Source organism: Novosphingobium sp. Chol11 (assembly GCF_900218065.1).
In the GTDB taxonomy this organism is placed as follows: domain Bacteria; phylum Pseudomonadota; class Alphaproteobacteria; order Sphingomonadales; family Sphingomonadaceae; genus Sphingobium; species Sphingobium agri.
This window is the reverse complement of the sequence record NZ_OBMU01000005.1, coordinates 113,058-130,232: the sequence shown is the minus strand read 5'-3', so window position 1 is coordinate 130,232 and position 17,175 is coordinate 113,058. Positions and strand designations below refer to the sequence as shown.

Genomic DNA, 17,175 nt, shown 5'->3' with positions numbered 1-17,175 from the left:
TGGCGGCGCGGAGCTGGTCGGGCTCGAGCGCCTGGCTCGGGCGCGCGCTGCCCGACGCCAGGCGTGCGGTCACGGTCTTCTGCAGGTCGTCGAGGCTGGCATCGAGCAGGTCGAGCTGCCGGAGCCGGCGTTCTCCATAATAGAGATCGACCCAGGCGAGGGCGGTCTCGAGCCGCACGTTGCGGCCTTCGACCAGCTCGCCCGCCTCGGCGATACCGATATCGGCCGCGGCGCGCGCGGCGCGTGCATGGCGCTTGGCGAGATTGGGGAAGGTCTGGCTGAACCCGATCGTCGCCATAGTGAAATCGTCGCGCGTGAAGCTGCCGGCATTGGGGCCGCTCACCGGGAAGTTCTGCAGGCCCAGGTCGAGCGTCGGATCGGGCAGGCGATCGGCCGCGACCGCCGAAGAGCGGGCGCCGGCTGTCGCCGCCGCGCGCGCCTTGAGGCTTGGCGCGTTGGCGGCAGCGAGCCTCACTGCCTGCTCGTAGGTGAGCGGGCCGGCCGACACCGGCACGGCCCAGGCGCTCGCAAGCGTCGCACCGATAGAGAGCAACAGGCGTCGCACAGCGCGCCTCGGCATCATGATCATGGATATCATCCCCTCATGACAGAGGCGGCGCGCCAAGATGTGACGCGCCGCTCCGGAGCGGGTTTAGCCCTTGTCCGACCTGACTGCGCCGCGCATGCAGTCGGCGGCGCTTGCCTGCATCATCGCGCAATCGCAGCTGGCCATGTCCCGGCTGTCGGGCACCCATATGCGGACACGCGCAGGGCCAGTCGCCCGCGGACCATATTGCGGCGCCGACCGCCATTCCCAATGGCCTTGCGGCGTGCGGCTCGCGTCGGTTGCAAGCGCAGGCGCGGCGAGACTGAGGGCCGCCACAAGGGCGGCCGGAAGCAGTTTGATCATCACGAAAACCTTTGACTGAAAAGAAGGAAACCGGGCGCGCACGCATCGATCGATGCGCGCAGCCCGTGCTCGTTCAATCAGGCAAGGCTGGTGGGAGGATCCGGCTCGGGCGCAACCGCCTTGCCGGTCAATATCGTGTCGGTCGTCCAGAAGCTGGGCGCGTCGTAGAGACGCGCAGGCGCAACGCCGCCTGCCAGGTCCGCTGCGACCAGCGGGATCACGCACCCCATCGCGGCGATGCAATCGAGCGTCAGGCCCTTGCAGGGCTTTTCGCTGGGCGCAGGCTGCTGCTTGGCCATCATCGCCATGCAGTCCGCATCCATGCCCTTGGCCAGCGGCGCGCCTGCCGCCTGCGGCACGCTGTGCGCGGCCGCCATCTGGGCTCCGAAGAGACCGGACAGCGCTCCGATGACGAGCAGGAGGGCGAGCAGGCGTTTCACGGGCCTCGATATCTAGCGGGTTTCGCGGGCGCAGCCAACCAAAGTCTCGCGCCGCGCGGATTTTGAAGTGCTGACGGCTGATTCCGTCAACTCCGCGTCAATAAAGATCCGGCCCGGGGAAGAAGATCGGCTGCGGCCTCTACGTATATCGAGGCTGGACCCGGGACCGTAGTCCCAAGCCTGAAGAGACGCTCTTCCCCTCGGCAAAGTCCGGGCGGTGGCTTACCATCCAAGGAGGTGAATATGGTCAGAAAAACTCTCATGGTCGCGCTTGCCGGCATTTCGATGCTTGCTGCCGTCCCCGCTATGGCCCAGGGCATCGGGCACAGCCTGTTCATGCGCGGCTCGATCGTCGACACGGGCAGCAACGGCACGGTCGTCTGCATCGGCAAGGCCGATGGCGCCGAGGTCGGCCAGAAGCTCGAGGTCTATCGCGTCGTGACCCATCCGGGTCCGTCCAAGGGCGTGGCGCCGACCTATCACCGCCAGCTCGTCGGCCATGTGACGATCGACCATATCTTTGACGATCACTTCGCGCACGTGTCCGTCGCCGACGGCACGCCTGCCAGGCACGACATCGTCGAGCTTCGCAAGAACTGACAAGCCGGTGGCCCGGCGGCACGGGCTGCCCTGCGACGCGTCGGGGCAGCGGGCCGCCGGCGACGAGGAGACCGTTCGGGGTCAAAGCGAAACCGCTTGACCCTGGACCATGGTCCAACCGGCATGATCGAGCGGATGACATGGGCAATTTCAAGATCGGCGAACTGGCCGCGGCCGCAGGCGTGGGGCGGGATACGATCCGCTATTATGAGCGGATGGGCCTGCTGCGCGAGCCCGCGCGCACGGCAGCGGGCTACAGGCTCTACGACGCGACCGACCTCGAGCGCGTCAATTTCATCCGCTCGGCGCAGGAGCTTGGTTTCACACTCGAACAGGCCCGGCAGCTGCTGGCACTCAGGGCGTCGGACACCGCGCATGCCCAGGCCGTGCTCGATATCACGCTTGCCAAGATCGCGGACGCCGAAGCCCGGCTCGAGCGCCTGTCGGATATCCGCGACATGCTGCGGATGCTCGCCGACGAATGCCCGGGCGAAGTGCCGGTCTCCGATTGCCCGATCCTCGCCTTCCTGACGGCGCGGCGGAAAGACCAGCAGCATAACAAGAAACATCAGGCAGCGCAGGACGAACGATCACCACGAGCGAAAGGGGTTTTGTCATGAAGAAAATGCGTTTGATCGCCGTCCTCACGCCGGCGCTGCTTCTAGGCGCCTGTGTGACCACGCGGCCGACCTCGGCGCAGGTCGAGAGTTGCCGGGCGATGGAGGGCAATATGGGTCTCCAGACGCCGCATGATCATGGCGAGATGAAGGGGCAGGGGCGCAACCCGATGAACCTCTCGCACGACCGGTGTCTCCGGATTCTGCGCAGCGCGCAATGAGCCGGTCCGGACGCCAGGGATGGCGCCCGGACACAGTTTTCAAGCCAAGGAGCAAAGCCATGATCGACCATGCGAAGAAAGCCCTTCCACTTGTCGGCGGAAGCCTGTTGCTGGCGCTCGCGCTTTCGGGCTGCGACCGCCAGGCCGACCAGACGGTGCCGCCCGCGGCGAACAGCGTCGCCGCCACCCCGGTCCTGACCGACAGCGGCAACGCTGCAGACGCGGCGCCGATGGACGCGATGAGCAACCAGGCCGAGATGGAGCGGCATCACCGTCAGGCGATGGACCATGACGCGATGCGCGCCGGGGCCGGCAACCAGACCGCGCCGGCACCCGATCCCGCGCCGGGCAATGCGGCGATGCCGATGAAGGATATGTAGGCTCGCACACTAAGGGGATGAGGATGTCCAGGCGGATCAGCCTTCGACGCTTGAGCCTCGGCTGCGCAATCGCTCTCAGCCTGTCCGCGAGCGCGGGCGCGCAGGAGGGCGAGGATCATGCCGCGCATCATGGCGCAGGCATGCCGGCCGGCGGGGGCATGTCCGCACCGGCAGAGCCGGGGTCGTCGGACATGGCGAAGATGATGAACCCCATGATGGATCGCATGATCAATGGGGAAGGGGAGAATGAGCACGGCCACGAATCGCGCCGGACCGGCTTCATCTCGCAGCTGCTCGCCTTTCCCGCGCTTGACGAAGCGGCAAGGCAGCGGGTCGCTGCGCAGGCCGGCGAACGGGTAAGCACGGGTCTGGCGATGATCAACGCCGCCTCGGCCGACGGCGCGCGTGCGACCACGGTCTCGGCCCGGCTCGATGCGGCGCGGCGCCTGCGCGAGGGAACCGACCTGTTCCGCTCCGGCACCGCCGCGCAGGGCGCGATCGGGGGCTTGCAGCCGCCCCGGGAGGTCGGGCTTGCCTGGCTGCGCGATCAGCTCGACATCGACCAGGCCGCGCCCGGCCATGCCGATCACTGGTTCGGCATCTCGCCCTCGCACCTCCTTCTCATGCTGTTCCTGGGGCTGGTGAGCGCCACGCTTATCGCGCTGCAGATCTTCCGCCTGCGGCGGATCGGGGCGATCGCCGGCGGTGTCGCCACCGCCAAGGTTCCAGCAAAGCCGGAGCCGAAGGCTGCCCCTCCCGCTACCAGGGTTGCGCCCGCGCCTGCACCCGTTGCCGACAGCGCCGGGCTCGCGCCGAGCAATGCGGCCGCACCCGCTGGGGCGTCGCTGCGCAAGCCCAAAAGCTGGGCGGGGCAGCTGCGCGTGGTCCAGATCGTGCGAGAGACGCCGAGCGTGCTGACCTTCCGGCTCGCGGACCCGACCGCCGACCGGCTGCCGTTCGACTTCCTGCCGGGCCAGTTCCTGCAGGTCGAGGTAGAGCCCGAAGCGGGCAAGACCGCGCGCCGTTCCTACACGATCGCCTCTTCGCCGACCCAGCGGGCCTATGTCGAACTGACGGTCAAGCGCGAGGAGCAGGGCGTGGTCTCGCGATACCTGCACGACAAGGTCGTCGCCGACGATCTGCTGAAGGTCAGCGGACCGTTCGGCGCCTTCACCTTCACGGGAACGGATGCCCAGAGCATCGTGCTGATCGCGGGCGGGGTCGGCATCACCCCGATGATGTCGGTGCTGCGCTATCTCACCGACACCGCGTGGAAGGGTGATATCTTCTTCTTCTACGGCGCACGGTCGACCGAGGAATTCGTGTTCCGCGACGAGCTCGAGCGGCTCGAACGCCGTTTTCCCAACCTCCATGTCGTCGCCGCGATGCAGCGCGCGCCCGGCACCGTCTGGATGGGCCCCGAAGGGCCGATCACGCGCGAGATGATCCTGGCCGCGGTGCCGGAGATCGCGAGCCGGCGCATCCATATGTGCGGCCCGCCGGCGATGATGGGCGCGATGCGCGGCGTGCTGGCGGAACTCGGCGTCCCCGACGCGCAGCTGCACACCGAGGCGTTCGGTCCGGCCTCGCTGCCGGCCGACCACGAGGATCTCGAGGTCAAGCCCGCGCCCCCGCCAGCGGATAAGCCGGCCCCGAGCGCCGAGGTGGCGCCGAGCACGGTGACCTTCTCCGTGTCGGGGGTGTCGGCGGCCTTGCCCGCGGACGAGACCGTGCTGGAGGCGGCCGAGGGCGCGGGCGTCGAGATCCCCTATGCATGCCGTGCGGGCACATGCGGCGCCTGCGTGGTCAAGCTGCTGCAGGGCGAAGTGACGATGGAGGTCGAATCCGGCCTTGCGCCCGCCGACAAGGCGCAAGGCTATGTGCTCGCGTGCCAGGCGAAGGGGACGGGCACGCCGCTCGTGGTCGAAGCCTGATGCGCGAACGCAGCGACATTGCCGTGGGCCTGCTGGTCGCGTTCCTGCTGCTGTTCCCGTTCGGCTATCTCGTGCATGTGTCGCCCCGCTTTCCGGGTAGCCTGGCCGGCGGGATCATCGGGATCGCAGCGCTCGTGCTGATGCTGCTGACGCTTCCTTATGTCGCGGCCAAGCACATCGCCTGGGTCGACAAGGCGCTCTCCCGGGTCGTCAGCAAGCCAACCCTGCTCGCCATCCACATCTATGCCGGCGTGCTGGCGCCGATCCTGGGTCTGGTCCACGCCGCGCACAAGCTCGAAAGCCCGGTCGGCCTGCTTCTGACCGTCCTCCTGCTGATGACGGTCATCACCGGCTTCATCGGCCGCTACCTGCTTGCCCAGCTTGGTCGGGCGCTGCGCGGACGCAGGTCAGAACTGGCCTCGCTTCGCGCCGCCTTCCTCGAGGAGCCGGCGGCGCCGACGCAGGCCGATACCGCAGCCCCGCCGCTGTCGGGCTGGAAGCGCTATCTGTTCGTCGCCGGGGATGCGTCCGCGGGCCAGCGCCCCCAGGACAAGGCGGGGATCGCCGCAGCGCTGGCCGATACCGAATTCGCGATCCGTGCCGAAGAGGCAACCAACACCCTGTTCGCGCGGTGGCGGTTCCTGCACATCCTGCTGGGCTGTCTCATCTTCGCGCTGCTCGCGCTCCACGTCGGCGCGGCGATCTATTACGGGCTGCGCTGGCTATGAGCTGGCAGCGTCTTTCCTACGCCGTCTTCATCGCAGCCCTGCTGGTGATGGTCGCCGCGGTCGCGATCCGGATGCGATCGGACGCGCCGAGGGATGCCGGCCTGGTGGCGCAGCTCGTCTCGCCCGGCCCGCTCTCGAGCGCGCACCAGTCCTTTGCCGGCCAATGCACGGCCTGCCACACGCCGGGCAAGGGCGTCGAAACCCGGACCTGTCTCACCTGCCATGCGGGCACCGATTTCGGGACGAAGCAGTCGACGCAGTTCCACGCGAAAGCGACGCAGTGCACCTCCTGCCACGTCGAACATGAGGGAGAGCGCGGCATCATCCGCATGGATCACGCCGCGTTGCTCGACATGGCGAAGTGGCGGCAGCCTTTGGCGGGCATGTCGACAAACACTCGAAGCCTGACCCCCGAGACCGCGCTCAATTGCGCGAGCTGCCATGCGTTCCGCGATCCGCACCAGGGCCTGTTCGGCACCGACTGCGCGAGCTGCCACAAGACCGACAGCTGGAAGATCGCCAATTACCGCCATCCATCGGTCAATTCGACGCAGTGCGCCGAGTGCCATAAGGCGCCGCCCAGTCACTTCATGGAGCATTTCAGCATGGTCTCGCAGCGCGCAGCCGGATCGAAGGCGCGCGTCGACCAATGCTATGCCTGTCACGCCACCGACAGCTTCAACAATATCCGCAAGCGAGGCTGGTATGATCACCATTGAGGCCGACTGGCTGAGCGCCTTCTTCCGGCTCGCCGTGATCGGCCTGGAACTGGCGGGCACGCTGACCATCCTGGTCGGCGCGGGGCTCGCAACCTTTCTGTTTGCGCGGCGGGCGAGGGCGGGCGACCGAACCGAGGCCTATAGCACGTTCCGCTCGGCGCTCGGCCGCAGCATCCTGCTCGGCCTGGAATTTCTGGTCGCCGGCGACATCGTCAAGTCGCTGGTGATCAACCCGACGCTCGACGATCTCATCGTGCTGGCCGGGCTTGTGCTGGTGCGGACCTTCCTGAGCATCTCGCTCGGGTCGAGATCAACGGTCACTGGCCCTGGGAGGAAACCCGGATGGCGCGGGAGAAGGCGCGTGCGGCGTCGGATGGGTCGCCGGCGACGGCTGAGGCCGCCGGATGCGGCACACCGCGCAAGGGATAGCCGATGGAGGGTGCATGATGATCGAGAGACGCGAATTGCTGATGGCGGGCGCCGGCCTTGCCGCCGCCGGAACGCTGGCTGCGCCGGCGGCGGGGCAGCAGCATCGAATGGAAGGGATGGCGATGTCGATGACGGACTGCATCGACGATTGCCTGGCTTCACACCGCATGTGCCTCGAAACCGCCGCCTGGCTGACGAAGCAAAGCAGCGCGCTGGCGAGCGCGTCGTTGATCGCCATGCTGAACGACTGTGCGGAACTGTGCCAGGCGACAGCCAACTCGATGCTGCGGGAATCGGCTCTGCACCGCATCCTGTGCCGCGCCTGCGCCGATGCTTGCGAGCGCTGCGCCGAGGAATGCGGGCGTCATAGCGAGGACCAGCGGATCGCGCGTTGCTCGGCCACCTGCAAGAAATGCGCGGCGAGCTGCCGAATGATGGCGGACATGACCGGCTGACCACCCGCTTCGCATATTACGTATACTGCCGGGTCAGGACCGATACCATCTCAAGGGCAAGCTCCCGGAGGAGCGAGAAACGACCGGATCTGAAGCCGGTCGAACGGAAACCAGACTTGAAGGAATCGATAGTGCGCAAGAAAACGGTAGTTATCACTTCGCTCGCAGCCCTCGGCCTCCTTGCCCTCGGTGCCGGGCCTGTTCTCGCCGATGGCATGCCGTCGGACATGCCGGATCTCGAGGAGACGCTCAAGGCCAAGCCTGCGCCGGCTCAGTCCGGCACGGCCCATATGGAGGGCATGCGGCACGGCAAGGACCAGATGCACGGTGAGATGATGCGAGGCCACCGGATGGCCATGCGGGAATCGGGGAGCCAGGAGGGGGCTTCTGACATGTCGCATCGGTCGGGCGGGGGGTGCTGAACCAAAAGCCCATCAGAGGTCGGTTGATCAAAGCCTCACCATACAAGGCGTTGGTATCGTTTGACCGGGCCGCAACGTTGGTCCGCCGTTTCCCCGGCGGGCCAATTGCGTTTCAGAATAAAGGTCTGCACGAGCTTTAATGCGATGCAGTCATGAATCCGCTGGACCCTTGGACCATGGTTTCGCCCGCAAGATCGCGGGCCTGCCAGTCCTGATCCAGTGCGGATTCGTAACTTACGTATTCAGACCAAAGGGCCAAGCCCGCATGAGGGGTCGGTATGGTCGCGGTCGCAAACGGCGATCGGGCAAGGACTCATCATGCGGAGAACCACAATGCGAAAGACGAAACTTCTAGTCGGCGCGATCGGCTGCCTGGCGACCCTGAACTTCGCTGGCGCGGGTCTGGCGCAATCGGCACCCGCCGCGCCCCAGCACGCCCCTGCGCAGCCGAAGCCATCCACCGCCCATGCCCATCAGCAGGGGATGGATCATGGAGGGCAGCAGATGCACGACCAAATGATGCAGGATCACCAAGCCGGCATGCAGAAGCCGCAAGGCCAGCAGGGCGCTGCGGGCATGGCCGGAATGTCTGGTGGCTCGTCGCAGGGGAGCGGTTCGAGCAAGGCTGGCAAGCCCAAGAGCGGTTGCTGCAAGATGCCGATGAAAAAGGCAAAGCCGGCCGCCAAGAAGAAACCGGCCACGCCTATGGCCGACAAGCCGATGAGCGACATGTGAGGTTTCCAGCCCCGAGAACAGACCCCTGGGGCTGAGGGCCCGCCGCTGCCCCCGCGGCGGGCCTGTTCTTCAAGAGGTGTTCCAAGTTTCTAGGATTTCATAACGAGAAGCAGGCGTCCACCGCGAGAGAGAGGAGCCCGCGATGCGTAAAGCTCCAGGAGTTGGCACCGAGCTGCGGGTCCGCGCTTACGATTAAGAGGTCCGACCAAGCATGGCCGGATCAACTTCAGTGACCTCTGCGCCGCGATTGAATGGCGAGAGCCATTGCCTGCTTAGGCGACGAGATAATCTATGAGCTGATGAGAAAATCATCGGCTTCTTTTGCGTGTCCAGCCTGGCGCTTCGTAAAAACTCTGCCTGATTTTTGTCTGCGGAACTTACTTATAGGCCGTCTCATCAGAAGGCCTACTTCATCAGGCATCGGTAAAGATGGAGACAGGCGATGTTCGAGAAGGCGATCGGGACCATCAATGCTGCGGCGTCCTTCCGACACCGCTATGATAATTTCATCGGTGGTCGATGGAGCGCTCCAGCGAGCGGCGAGTATTTCGCGGACACGAGCCCGATCAATGGCGCCCAGATCGCCGAGTTTGCGCTGTCGACGCCGGAAGATGTCGAGCGCGCGCTCGATGCGGCGCACGCCGCCAAGGATCAATGGGCAAGGATCTCGCCCGCCGACCGCGCCAGGATTCTCAATCGCGTCGCCGACCGGCTCGAGGATAATATGGAGTTGCTGGCGCTTGCCGAGACGATCGACAACGGCAAGCCGATCCGCGAGACGCGCGCTGCCGACGTTCCGCTCGCGATCGACCATTTCCGCTATTTCGCCGGCTGCATCCGGGCCGAGGAAGGCGGGATCTCGACGATCGATGCCGACACCATCGCCTATCATTTTCGCGAGCCGCTTGGCGTCGTCGGCCAGATCATCCCGTGGAACTTCCCGCTGCTGATGGCGGCGTGGAAGATCGCCCCGGCGCTGGCGGCGGGCAACTGCACCGTCATCAAGCCCGCATCCCAGACGCCGCTCACCTTGCTGATGTTCGCCGAGCTCACCGCCGACATCCTGCCGCCCGGCGTGCTCAATGTCGTCACCGGCCCGGGACGGACCGTCGGCCAGGCGATCGCCGCCAATCCGCGCATCGCCAAGGTCTCGTTCACCGGCGAGACCGTCACCGGCAAGCAGATCATGCATGCGGCCGCCGACCATCTGATCCCCCAGACGATGGAGCTTGGCGGCAAGTCGCCCAACATCTTCATGGCGGACGTGCTCGACGAGGACGATGCCTTCTTCGACAAGGCGCTCGAAGGCTTCACGCTGTTCGCGTTCAACAAGGGCGAGGTCTGCACCTGCCCGTCGCGCGCGCTGATCCATGAGTCGATCTTCGATCGCTTCATCGAGCGCGCCGTGGCGCGCGTCGCCGCGATCCGCCAGGGCGATCCGCTCGACCCCTCGGTCCAGGTCGGCGCGCAGGCGTCGGAGGACCAGCTCCACAAGATCCTGGGCTATATCGATATCGGCAAGGCCGAGGGCGCGCAGTGTCTGGTCGGTGGCGCCAAGGCGCTGCCGGGCGGTGCGCTCGACCAGGGCTATTTCGTACAGCCGACCGTGTTCGTGGGTCAGAACCACATGCGCATCTTCCAGGAGGAGATCTTCGGTCCCGTCCTGGCGGTCACCACCTTCAAGACGGTCGAGGAGGCGATCGCACTTGCCAACGACACCGCCTACGGTCTTGGCGCGGGCGTCTGGACCCGGAGCGGCAACACCGCCTACCGTCTGGGCCGCGCGATCGAGGCCGGGCGGGTCTGGACCAACTGCTATCACCAGTACCCCGCCCATGCCGCCTTCGGCGGATACAAGGCGTCGGGCTTCGGGCGTGAAAATCACCGGATGATGCTCGACCATTATCAGCAGACCAAGAACCTGCTCGTCTCCTATGACGAGCACGCGCTCGGCCTGTTCTGACCCCTCGCTCAAAAGGAGAAACGGACATGGCGAAAACCATGAAGGCGGCGGTCGTCCGCGAATTCGGCAAGCCCCTGGTCATCGAGGACGCGCCGATCCCGACGGTCGGCCCCGGGCAGATCCTGGTCAAGATTGCGGCAACCGGCGTGTGCCATACCGACCTGCACGCGGCAGAAGGGGACTGGCCGGTCAAACCCAACCCGCCCTTCATTCCTGGCCATGAAGGCGTCGGGCATGTCGCCGCCGTCGGTGCGGGCGTCACCCATGTGAAGGAAGGCGACCGGGTCGGCGTGCCCTGGCTCTACACCGCCTGCGGGCATTGCGTGCATTGCCTGGGTGGCTGGGAGACGCTTTGCCACGAACAGCAGAACACCGGCTATTCGGTCAATGGCAGCTTTGCCGAATATGTCCTCGCCGATCCCAACTATGTTGGTCACCTTCCCGACAATGTCGACTTCCTCGACATTGCGCCGATCCTCTGCGCGGGCGTCACCGTCTACAAGGGATTGAAGGCCACCGAGGCCCGACCCGGCGAGTGGGTGGTCGTCTCAGGGATCGGCGGGCTCGGCCACATGGCGGTGCAATATGCCCGTGCCATGGGTCTCAATGTGGCCGCGGTCGACATCGACGATAGCAAGCTCGACCTCGCTACACGCCTTGGCGCCACACTGACGGTCAACGCGCACAGCGAGGACCCTTCGGCAGCGCTCAAGAAGGCGATAGGCGGCGCGCACGGAGCGCTCGTCACCGCCGTTTCGCCCAAGGCGTTCCAGCAGGCGCTCGGCATGGTCCGGCGCGGCGGCACGGTCGCGCTCAATGGTCTGCCGCCGGGCGACTTCCCGCTGTCGATCTTCGACACCGTGCTGAACGGCATTACCGTGCGAGGCTCGATCGTCGGCACGCGGCTCGATCTGCTCGAGGCACTGGCGTTCGCCGGCGACGGCAAGGTCAAGGCCACGGTCCATGCAGACAAGCTGGAGAACATCAACGACGTCTTCTCCCGCATGCACCATGGCGACATCGAGGGCCGGATCGTCCTCGACCTCGCCTGAACCCGACTTCGCGAAAGTACAGTTCATGTCTCCCTTACATATCCGGCCGATCGCACGGCGCCGTTTCGTCCAGGGGCTGGCGATCGGCGGCGCGGTTGCCGGCTTCGCCCCGGCGCTTCTCGCGCGATCCGCCCCAGTCTCGCCCGCCGAGCTTAGCGGGACCGAGTTCGACCTCGAGATCGCCGAGCTGCCAGTCAACTTCACCGGCAAACGCCGTATCGCGACCGCCGTGAACGGCAGCGTGCCCGCGCCGGTCCTGCGCCTGCGCGAAGGCGACACGGTCACGCTCCGTGTGCGCAACGGCCTCAAGGAGATGTCGAGCATCCATTGGCACGGCATCATCGTGCCGGCGGAGATGGACGGCGTGCCCGGCATCAGCTTTGCCGGCATCGCGCCGGGCGAGACCTTCACCTATCGCTTCGAGGTCCGCCAGAGCGGAACCTACTGGTATCACGCTCACACGCTCGCCGAGCAGACGGGACTCTATGGAGCGATCATCGTGGAGCCGAAACAGGCGCCGGCGGCGCGGGCGCCCGATCGCGACTATTGCATCGTGCTCAGCGACTGGTCGGACGAGCCGCCGCTGCAGATCTTCCTCAATCTCAAGAAGCAGAGCAGCTACTATAATTTTGCGCAGCCGACAGCCGGCGACTTCCTCAAGGATGTCGGCGCCATGGGCCTTGGGAAGGCGCTCGAGCGGCGGCGGATGTGGAACAGCTCGCGGATGAACCCGACCGACTACAGCGATGTCTCTGCCGCGACCTACACCTATCTGATGAACGGCGCGCCGCCCGCCGGCAACTGGACCGGTATCGCCGCGCCCGGCGAACGCGTGCGCCTGCGCTTCGTCGGCGCGGGGACGGCGACGTTCTTCGACGTGCGGATCCCGGGGGTCGAGCTGACGGTCGTATCGGCCGACGGGCAGCCGGTCGAGCCGGTCACGGTCGAGGAATTCCGGATCGGCCCGGGCGAGACCTATGACGTCGAGTTCACCATGCCCGAGGGCGGCGCCCGCACCATCTTCGCGCAGGCGATCGATCGGAGCGGCTATGCCCGCGGCACGATCGCACCGGCTCCGGGCATGGCGGCAGCCGTGCCGCCGCTCGATGCCCGGACCTGGCTCGAGCCGGTCGACATGATGGGCGCGATGGCGACGATGGGCGCAATGGGAGGCGACGCGCATGCCGGGCACGGCATGACCGAGATGCCGGCCAGGGCACAGCACGCCCGCACCGAATATGGCGCCAATACCGACATGCGCGTCGACTATCCCCGCACCAATCTGGACGATCCCGGCGCCGGGCTGCGCGGGCGCGGCTGGCGCGTGCTGACGCTGGCCGATCTGCGCACGCCGGGCGGCGATCCCGACCCGCGCGAGCCCGAGCGCGACATCGAGCTGCATCTGACGGGCAATATGGAACGGTTCATCTGGTCGCTCGACGGCATCAAGCTCAACGATTCCCGGCCGCTGCATTTCAAGCCGAACGAGCGGCTGCGCGTCACCTTCGTCAACGACACGATGATGGCGCATCCGATGCATCTGCACGGCATGTGGAGCGATGTCGAAGGCCCGGACGGCGCCTTCCAGGTCCGCAAGCATACGGTCGTGGTCCAGCCCGCCCAGCGGGTGAGCTTCCGCGTCACCGCCGACGCCATGGGCCGATGGGCCTTCCACTGCCATCTGCTCTATCACATGGCGGCCGGCATGTTCCGGGAGGTGGTGGTCGCATGATCCGGATTATCCCCTCGCGCGGCATTGCTCTTGGCGTTGCCCTCTTCCTGGCGCCGGCGATCACGGCTCCCGCCCTCGCGCAGGATGCCTTGCCCCCGTCGCCCGCCGCCACCCCTGCCCAAACGGCCACTCCCGATCCAAACTCACCTTCCGCGCAAGGCTCTCAGGAGCATGCGGGCATGGACATGCCGGGCATGGATATGACCGACACGAAGGCGTCCGGTAACGGCGCCACGATGGACATGGGCTCGATGCAGGGTGGCAAGGCCCCGCCGGACGCGCGCAACTCGGACGATTATGCCGACGGCTATCGCAACTCGACGCTGCCGGGCTATGAGATGGCCGACAAGCTCTCGATCCCCAAGATACTTGTGGATGAGCTCGAGTTCACCAGCGGCAACGAGGGTCAGGGCGTGGGCTGGACCGTGCTCGTCACCAAGGGTCAGGACAATGACAAGCTCTGGCTGCGCAGCCAGGGGCTCAAGAACTCCCGCGACCAACGTCTCGATCCGGAGAGCAGCGTCGAGGCGCTGTGGTGGCACAGCAAGAACCCGTTCTGGGGCACGCTGCTCGGGGTCAGGCAGGATCTCGGCAAGGGTGCGACCACCTGGCTCGCCGCCGGCGTCGAGGGACTGGCGCCCTATTGGTTCGACGTCCAGCTCACCGGCTATGTAGGAACCGATGGGCGTCTCGCGGCGCGCGCCAAGGCCTCCTATGAGGTCCTGTTCACCAATCGGTTGATCCTTACGCCGCAGGTGGAAACCAATATCTATTCGAAGCGGTCGAGCGATCGGCAGCTCGGCAGCGGCTTCAGCAATGTCGAGCTGAGCGGACGGTTGCGCTACGAGGTGTCGCGCAAGTTCGCGCCCTATATCGGCTTCGTCTGGGAGCGCGCATTTGACGGCACGGCCGATTTCCGTCGCCTGCGCAGGGAAGGGCCTTCCGAACACAGGCTGGTGATCGGCTTGCGCGCCTGGTGGTGATCCGCGGATGGCCACTCGAGGGATCGACCGCGAACGCGCCGCGTGACAAGGCTGGATCGCAAGCCAACGGTCGCTGGCCGGCCTCCTTTTTCGTCTTGTTGCTCGCGGCGGCTGCGGCGTCGGCGGGACAGACGGCCATTCTCGCCTTCCTTCCGGCACTGGTCGACCCGGCTCGTGGCGCGCTATCGTCAAGCGCTCATGATTTTCACGTCGCGAGCCTGACTGCGGTCCATCCCCTGGCAGCCTTGCTGGCGGCGCCGCTCTGGGGCTGGATCGCGGACCGGGTCGACTATCGGGCGATGTTGCGCGCAGCGCTGGTCATCCTCGCGCTGGTGACCGCGCCGATCGGCCTCGTCGGGTTGCCTGAGCTTTATGCATTGCGTCTGGTGGCGGGGATGGCGTCGGCCGCCATCATACCGTTGGGCTTGCTCTGCGCGAGCTTTGCCGCAAGCGGGCGCGCGGACCAGGCGCGCCGCTTCACCTGGCTGACCGCCTTCGTGTTTCTGGGCGATCTCGCCGGTCCGCTGGTGGCGGAGGTCTCGGCCGCGATCCTGCCCCGCGCTCCCCTCATGATCCTCGCTCTCGGCATCGGTGCCGTCGGGGCGGCGCTTTGCGCCGTGCGTCTGCCGCGCTGGTGTGCACCTTGCATCGATGGCGGAGACCTGCCCGCGCCTACGCTCGGCGCGACGTTGATCCTGCTTTTTATCACGATCGTCGCGGGCGGCGGGCTGGCGGCGATGCATGTCAATCTCCTGGTGACGCGGAGCGCCATTTCGCTGAGCCGCGAAGAGATCGCCTGGATGCTCAGTCTCTGCGGATTGGGCATGCTGGCGGCACAGATCTTCCATGCAAAGCTGGATTGGCTGGTCACTGTGCCGAGGCGGCTTGCCGGATTGACGCTGGGCCTGCTGGCTGTGGCACTTTTCATGTTTCCTGTCGCCGCGAGTATGGCCGAGCTCAGTGGGATCATCGTTGCTGCCGGCTGGAGCTCGGCAACCCTTCGATTGGTCACCAGCTTCTGGATCAGCGGCGGCGGGGCCCCTTCAGGCGTGAAGCTCGGTTGCCAGCATTCCGCCGCCAGCATCGGGCAGGCGCTCGCGCCGCTGGCGATAGCCATCGTCGCTCCCGGGGCGCAGCCGCTCGTTCTGTGGGGGATTGGTGGTCTATCGCTAGCGCTGCTTGTGTCCCTGCCGCTAGCCTGGAGGCCGCCCGCCATCGTAAAATCATCTGCGTGATGAGGGGAGGGGCGCATTGATGCGTATAGAAAAGAAGGGGCCTCTGCCCCATGCTTATCGTTCTTCCGGGAGTCATTTCATGAAGACCCGCCTATTCGTCGCCTTGCTGTTCCTCGCCATGCCCGGCGTAGCGCTTGCGGCCAGTGATATCGTCGTCCACCGGGATCCGGGATGTGGATGTTGCGAGAAGTGGGCGCAGGCCGTGCGCGCGAAGCTGGGACGCAAGGTCGTCATGCGTGACGATGCGTCGCGCAGCGAGCTTCAGCGCAAGGCCGGCATGCCCCGGACGCTGGCATCTTGCCACAGCGCGATCGTCGATGGCTATATGATCGAGGGCCATGTCCCGATATCCGACGTCAAGCGCTTGCTGGCGACCCGTCCTGCGGGCGTCAAAGGCATTGCGGTTGCGGGGATGCCGATCGGTTCGGAGGGCATGGAAGTGGCAGGCGCTGCCCGCCAACCCTATACGGTGGTGGCCTTCGGCAGCGCCGGTCAGCGAATTTTCGCCCGCCATTGATATCGCGCGGTTTGCAGCATCCTGCAGAATTGCCCGGTGGTAGAGGACCCCGCTGTCGAGTGTAGAACCTTGTGTCAAGCGAGCTGATGGCGTCCCTACCCCTACCTACACTGAAAAAGCAACGATTTGTCTTGTAAGTTGTTCGCGGTCGTCTCCCTGATTTGCCTGAATTTGGCCCAAAATGTGGGAACGATTGTGGGACCGTTTGCCCACCGAAAGTGTGAGAACGGCCCCAACATTCCCGATCAGGGCCCCGAACCGATGGCACTCACAGCATTGAAGGTGAAAAACGCGAAGCCCGGTCGCCATGTCGATAGCCGGGGCTTTGCCTGATTGCACTTTGCGTTCGCTTGCATTACATCGTCATGCAGAAAGGAAATCGACATGGCCGCAAACGCTCTTGTGCAGACCCGGATCGACGGAGCGGTGAAGGAGGAAGCCGCGACCGTGCTGGCTGCTATGGGGCTGACCGTCTCCGATGCCGTGCGCCTGATGCTGACCCGCGTTGCCCGCGACAAGGCCTTGCCGTTTGAACCGCTGGTGCCCAATGCCGAGACGATCGAGGCCATGAAGGAAGCGCGCGAGGGAAAGGGCAAGCGGTTCGCCACGGTGGTCGACCTGATGGCCGACCTCAATGCGGACGATTGAACGCTTCGGGCGGTTCAAGCGCGACTACAAGCGGGAGAAGAAGGGGCAGCACGCCAAGACGCTGGACGCTGACCTGATCCCGATCATCGAGGCGCTGGCATCCGACGAGCCGCTTGAACCGCGCCACCGCGACCATGCGCTGACCGGCGACTGGCGCGACCATCGCGATTGCCACATAAAGCCCGACCTCGTGCTGATTTACCGCAAGCCCGATGACGACACCTTGCAGCTTGTGCGCTTGGGATCGCACGCGGAATTGGGTTGGTGACGCCCGCGCATGGCGAGCTTATACGTTTGTCGGGTATGTCAGCCAGAGGCACGATTACGGGTTAGGTGTGATCAGCGAGCATCCGATGCCAACAAGCTTTTGCAGAAGACATCAATCGCAGAGATGCATTCGGCAGGCGCTGCTTGAAACAAAAATGAGGGCCATAAATCACTTTCACCCTCAAATT

21 protein-coding genes and 1 pseudogene are annotated in these 17,175 nt (G+C 65.7%); 19 read left to right on the top strand and 3 right to left on the bottom strand.

Annotated features, from left to right (window positions below):
• The 3 genes from NCHOL11_RS17720 to NCHOL11_RS17710 all read right to left on the bottom strand — a co-directional run.
• On the bottom strand, positions 1–589 hold a 589-nt coding region (locus NCHOL11_RS17720; protein ID WP_176502360.1), incomplete at its 3' end, for a TolC family protein.
• A 63-nt stretch (positions 590–652) separates the two neighbouring features.
• Entirely contained in the window at positions 653–910 is a 258-nt protein-coding gene (locus NCHOL11_RS17715) for a hypothetical protein (RefSeq protein WP_007683334.1), read from the bottom strand.
• A 77-nt stretch (positions 911–987) separates the two neighbouring features.
• Positions 988–1,350, bottom strand: coding sequence for a hypothetical protein (locus NCHOL11_RS17710; protein WP_007406428.1), 363 nt, complete (start codon positions 1,348–1,350; stop codon positions 988–990).
• A gap of 261 nt (positions 1,351–1,611) precedes the next feature.
• Here NCHOL11_RS17710 and NCHOL11_RS17705 point away from each other — a divergent pair, with 261 nt between their 5' ends.
• From NCHOL11_RS17705 to NCHOL11_RS17610, 19 genes and pseudogenes are all read left to right on the top strand, one after another.
• Complete coding sequence (locus NCHOL11_RS17705; protein ID WP_007406371.1) at positions 1,612–1,950, top strand: hypothetical protein; 339 nt, start codon at positions 1,612–1,614, stop codon at positions 1,948–1,950.
• A gap of 140 nt (positions 1,951–2,090) precedes the next feature.
• A complete protein-coding gene (locus tag NCHOL11_RS17700; RefSeq protein WP_007406417.1) occupies positions 2,091–2,570 on the top strand; it encodes a heavy metal-responsive transcriptional regulator in 480 nt (159 codons plus the stop codon).
• A complete protein-coding gene (locus NCHOL11_RS17695) occupies positions 2,567–2,788 on the top strand; it encodes a hypothetical protein (protein WP_007406426.1) in 222 nt (73 codons plus the stop codon). The genes NCHOL11_RS17700 and NCHOL11_RS17695 overlap by 4 nt, the downstream gene beginning before the upstream one ends.
• 59 nt (positions 2,789–2,847) lie before the next feature.
• On the top strand, positions 2,848–3,168 hold the full coding sequence (locus NCHOL11_RS17690; RefSeq protein ID WP_007406382.1) for a hypothetical protein: 321 nt from the start codon (positions 2,848–2,850) through the stop codon (positions 3,166–3,168).
• Between the two features lie 23 nt (positions 3,169–3,191).
• The gene (locus NCHOL11_RS17685; protein ID WP_013039106.1) at positions 3,192–5,102 is read left to right on the top strand and encodes a 2Fe-2S iron-sulfur cluster-binding protein; all 1,911 of its coding nucleotides are present in this window, start codon (positions 3,192–3,194) and stop codon (positions 5,100–5,102) included.
• Positions 5,102–5,830: a hypothetical protein gene (locus tag NCHOL11_RS17680; protein ID WP_007406424.1), complete on the top strand. Its 729-nt coding sequence runs from the start codon at positions 5,102–5,104 to the stop codon at positions 5,828–5,830. Before NCHOL11_RS17685 ends, NCHOL11_RS17680 begins: the two co-directional genes overlap by 1 nt.
• Entirely contained in the window at positions 5,827–6,549 is a 723-nt protein-coding gene (locus NCHOL11_RS17675) for a hypothetical protein (RefSeq protein WP_007406380.1), read from the top strand. The genes NCHOL11_RS17680 and NCHOL11_RS17675 overlap by 4 nt, the downstream gene beginning before the upstream one ends.
• Positions 6,536–6,978: pseudogene (locus NCHOL11_RS18860) on the top strand (DUF1622 domain-containing protein). The gene NCHOL11_RS17675 and the pseudogene NCHOL11_RS18860 overlap by 14 nt, the downstream one beginning before the upstream one ends.
• A 14-nt stretch (positions 6,979–6,992) precedes the next feature.
• Positions 6,993–7,433, top strand: a complete 441-nt coding sequence (locus NCHOL11_RS17665) for a four-helix bundle copper-binding protein (RefSeq protein WP_007683338.1) — start codon at positions 6,993–6,995, stop codon at positions 7,431–7,433.
• 131 nt (positions 7,434–7,564) lie between these two features.
• Positions 7,565–7,855, top strand: a complete 291-nt coding sequence (locus tag NCHOL11_RS17660) for a hypothetical protein (protein ID WP_013039105.1) — start codon at positions 7,565–7,567, stop codon at positions 7,853–7,855.
• A 333-nt stretch (positions 7,856–8,188) separates the two neighbouring features.
• Positions 8,189–8,590, top strand: a complete 402-nt coding sequence (locus tag NCHOL11_RS18730; RefSeq protein WP_013849877.1) for a hypothetical protein — start codon at positions 8,189–8,191, stop codon at positions 8,588–8,590.
• Positions 8,591–9,032: 442 nt separating this feature from the next.
• On the top strand, positions 9,033–10,553 hold the full coding sequence (locus NCHOL11_RS17645; protein ID WP_007683341.1) for an aldehyde dehydrogenase family protein: 1,521 nt from the start codon (positions 9,033–9,035) through the stop codon (positions 10,551–10,553).
• A gap of 26 nt (positions 10,554–10,579) precedes the next feature.
• Positions 10,580–11,605: an alcohol dehydrogenase AdhP gene (gene adhP / locus NCHOL11_RS17640; RefSeq protein ID WP_007683342.1), complete on the top strand. Its 1,026-nt coding sequence runs from the start codon at positions 10,580–10,582 to the stop codon at positions 11,603–11,605.
• 25 nt (positions 11,606–11,630) lie between these two features.
• Positions 11,631–13,337: a copper resistance system multicopper oxidase gene (locus NCHOL11_RS17635; RefSeq protein WP_007683343.1), complete on the top strand. Its 1,707-nt coding sequence runs from the start codon at positions 11,631–11,633 to the stop codon at positions 13,335–13,337.
• Positions 13,334–14,320 carry a copper resistance protein B gene (locus tag NCHOL11_RS17630; protein WP_009823975.1) on the top strand — a complete coding sequence of 329 codons (987 nt, stop codon included), beginning with the start codon at positions 13,334–13,336 and terminating at the stop codon, positions 14,318–14,320. The genes NCHOL11_RS17635 and NCHOL11_RS17630 overlap by 4 nt, the downstream gene beginning before the upstream one ends.
• Positions 14,314–15,555 (top strand): MFS transporter, encoded by a 1,242-nt coding sequence (locus NCHOL11_RS17625; protein WP_097093807.1) that lies wholly within the window; start codon positions 14,314–14,316, stop codon positions 15,553–15,555. Before NCHOL11_RS17630 ends, NCHOL11_RS17625 begins: the two co-directional genes overlap by 7 nt.
• 79 nt (positions 15,556–15,634) lie before the next feature.
• Positions 15,635–16,072, top strand: a complete 438-nt coding sequence (locus NCHOL11_RS17620) for a DUF411 domain-containing protein (protein WP_007683347.1) — start codon at positions 15,635–15,637, stop codon at positions 16,070–16,072.
• A gap of 384 nt (positions 16,073–16,456) precedes the next feature.
• Positions 16,457–16,720 carry a type II toxin-antitoxin system RelB/DinJ family antitoxin gene (locus tag NCHOL11_RS17615; RefSeq protein WP_004212689.1) on the top strand — a complete coding sequence of 88 codons (264 nt, stop codon included), beginning with the start codon at positions 16,457–16,459 and terminating at the stop codon, positions 16,718–16,720.
• Complete coding sequence (locus tag NCHOL11_RS17610; RefSeq protein ID WP_004212690.1) at positions 16,707–16,988, top strand: type II toxin-antitoxin system YafQ family toxin; 282 nt, start codon at positions 16,707–16,709, stop codon at positions 16,986–16,988. The genes NCHOL11_RS17615 and NCHOL11_RS17610 overlap by 14 nt, the downstream gene beginning before the upstream one ends.
• Positions 16,989–17,175: the final 187 nt, after the last annotated feature.

What these genes read in the sequence shown, in the direction of transcription:
- NCHOL11_RS17715 (WP_007683334.1), bottom strand. Translation starts at nt 910, where the DNA reads ATGATCAAACTGCTTCCGGCCGCCCTTGTGGCGGCCCTCAGTCTCGCC.
- NCHOL11_RS17705 (WP_007406371.1), top strand. Translation starts at nt 1,612, where the DNA reads ATGGTCGCGCTTGCCGGCATTTCGATGCTTGCTGCCGTCCCCGCTATG.
- NCHOL11_RS17700 (WP_007406417.1), top strand. Translation starts at nt 2,091, where the DNA reads ATGGGCAATTTCAAGATCGGCGAACTGGCCGCGGCCGCAGGCGTGGGG.
- NCHOL11_RS17695 (WP_007406426.1), top strand. Translation starts at nt 2,567, where the DNA reads ATGAAGAAAATGCGTTTGATCGCCGTCCTCACGCCGGCGCTGCTTCTA.
- NCHOL11_RS17690 (WP_007406382.1), top strand. Translation starts at nt 2,848, where the DNA reads ATGATCGACCATGCGAAGAAAGCCCTTCCACTTGTCGGCGGAAGCCTG.
- NCHOL11_RS17685 (WP_013039106.1), top strand. Translation starts at nt 3,192, where the DNA reads ATGTCCAGGCGGATCAGCCTTCGACGCTTGAGCCTCGGCTGCGCAATC.
- NCHOL11_RS17680 (WP_007406424.1), top strand. Translation starts at nt 5,102, where the DNA reads ATGCGCGAACGCAGCGACATTGCCGTGGGCCTGCTGGTCGCGTTCCTG.
- NCHOL11_RS17675 (WP_007406380.1), top strand. Translation starts at nt 5,827, where the DNA reads ATGAGCTGGCAGCGTCTTTCCTACGCCGTCTTCATCGCAGCCCTGCTG.
- NCHOL11_RS17665 (WP_007683338.1), top strand. Translation starts at nt 6,993, where the DNA reads ATGATGATCGAGAGACGCGAATTGCTGATGGCGGGCGCCGGCCTTGCC.
- NCHOL11_RS18730 (WP_013849877.1), top strand. Translation starts at nt 8,189, where the DNA reads ATGCGAAAGACGAAACTTCTAGTCGGCGCGATCGGCTGCCTGGCGACC.
- NCHOL11_RS17645 (WP_007683341.1), top strand. Translation starts at nt 9,033, where the DNA reads ATGTTCGAGAAGGCGATCGGGACCATCAATGCTGCGGCGTCCTTCCGA.
- adhP (WP_007683342.1), top strand. Translation starts at nt 10,580, where the DNA reads ATGGCGAAAACCATGAAGGCGGCGGTCGTCCGCGAATTCGGCAAGCCC.
- NCHOL11_RS17635 (WP_007683343.1), top strand. Translation starts at nt 11,631, where the DNA reads ATGTCTCCCTTACATATCCGGCCGATCGCACGGCGCCGTTTCGTCCAG.
- NCHOL11_RS17630 (WP_009823975.1), top strand. Translation starts at nt 13,334, where the DNA reads ATGATCCGGATTATCCCCTCGCGCGGCATTGCTCTTGGCGTTGCCCTC.
- NCHOL11_RS17620 (WP_007683347.1), top strand. Translation starts at nt 15,635, where the DNA reads ATGAAGACCCGCCTATTCGTCGCCTTGCTGTTCCTCGCCATGCCCGGC.
- NCHOL11_RS17615 (WP_004212689.1), top strand. Translation starts at nt 16,457, where the DNA reads ATGGCCGCAAACGCTCTTGTGCAGACCCGGATCGACGGAGCGGTGAAG.
- NCHOL11_RS17610 (WP_004212690.1), top strand. Translation starts at nt 16,707, where the DNA reads ATGCGGACGATTGAACGCTTCGGGCGGTTCAAGCGCGACTACAAGCGG.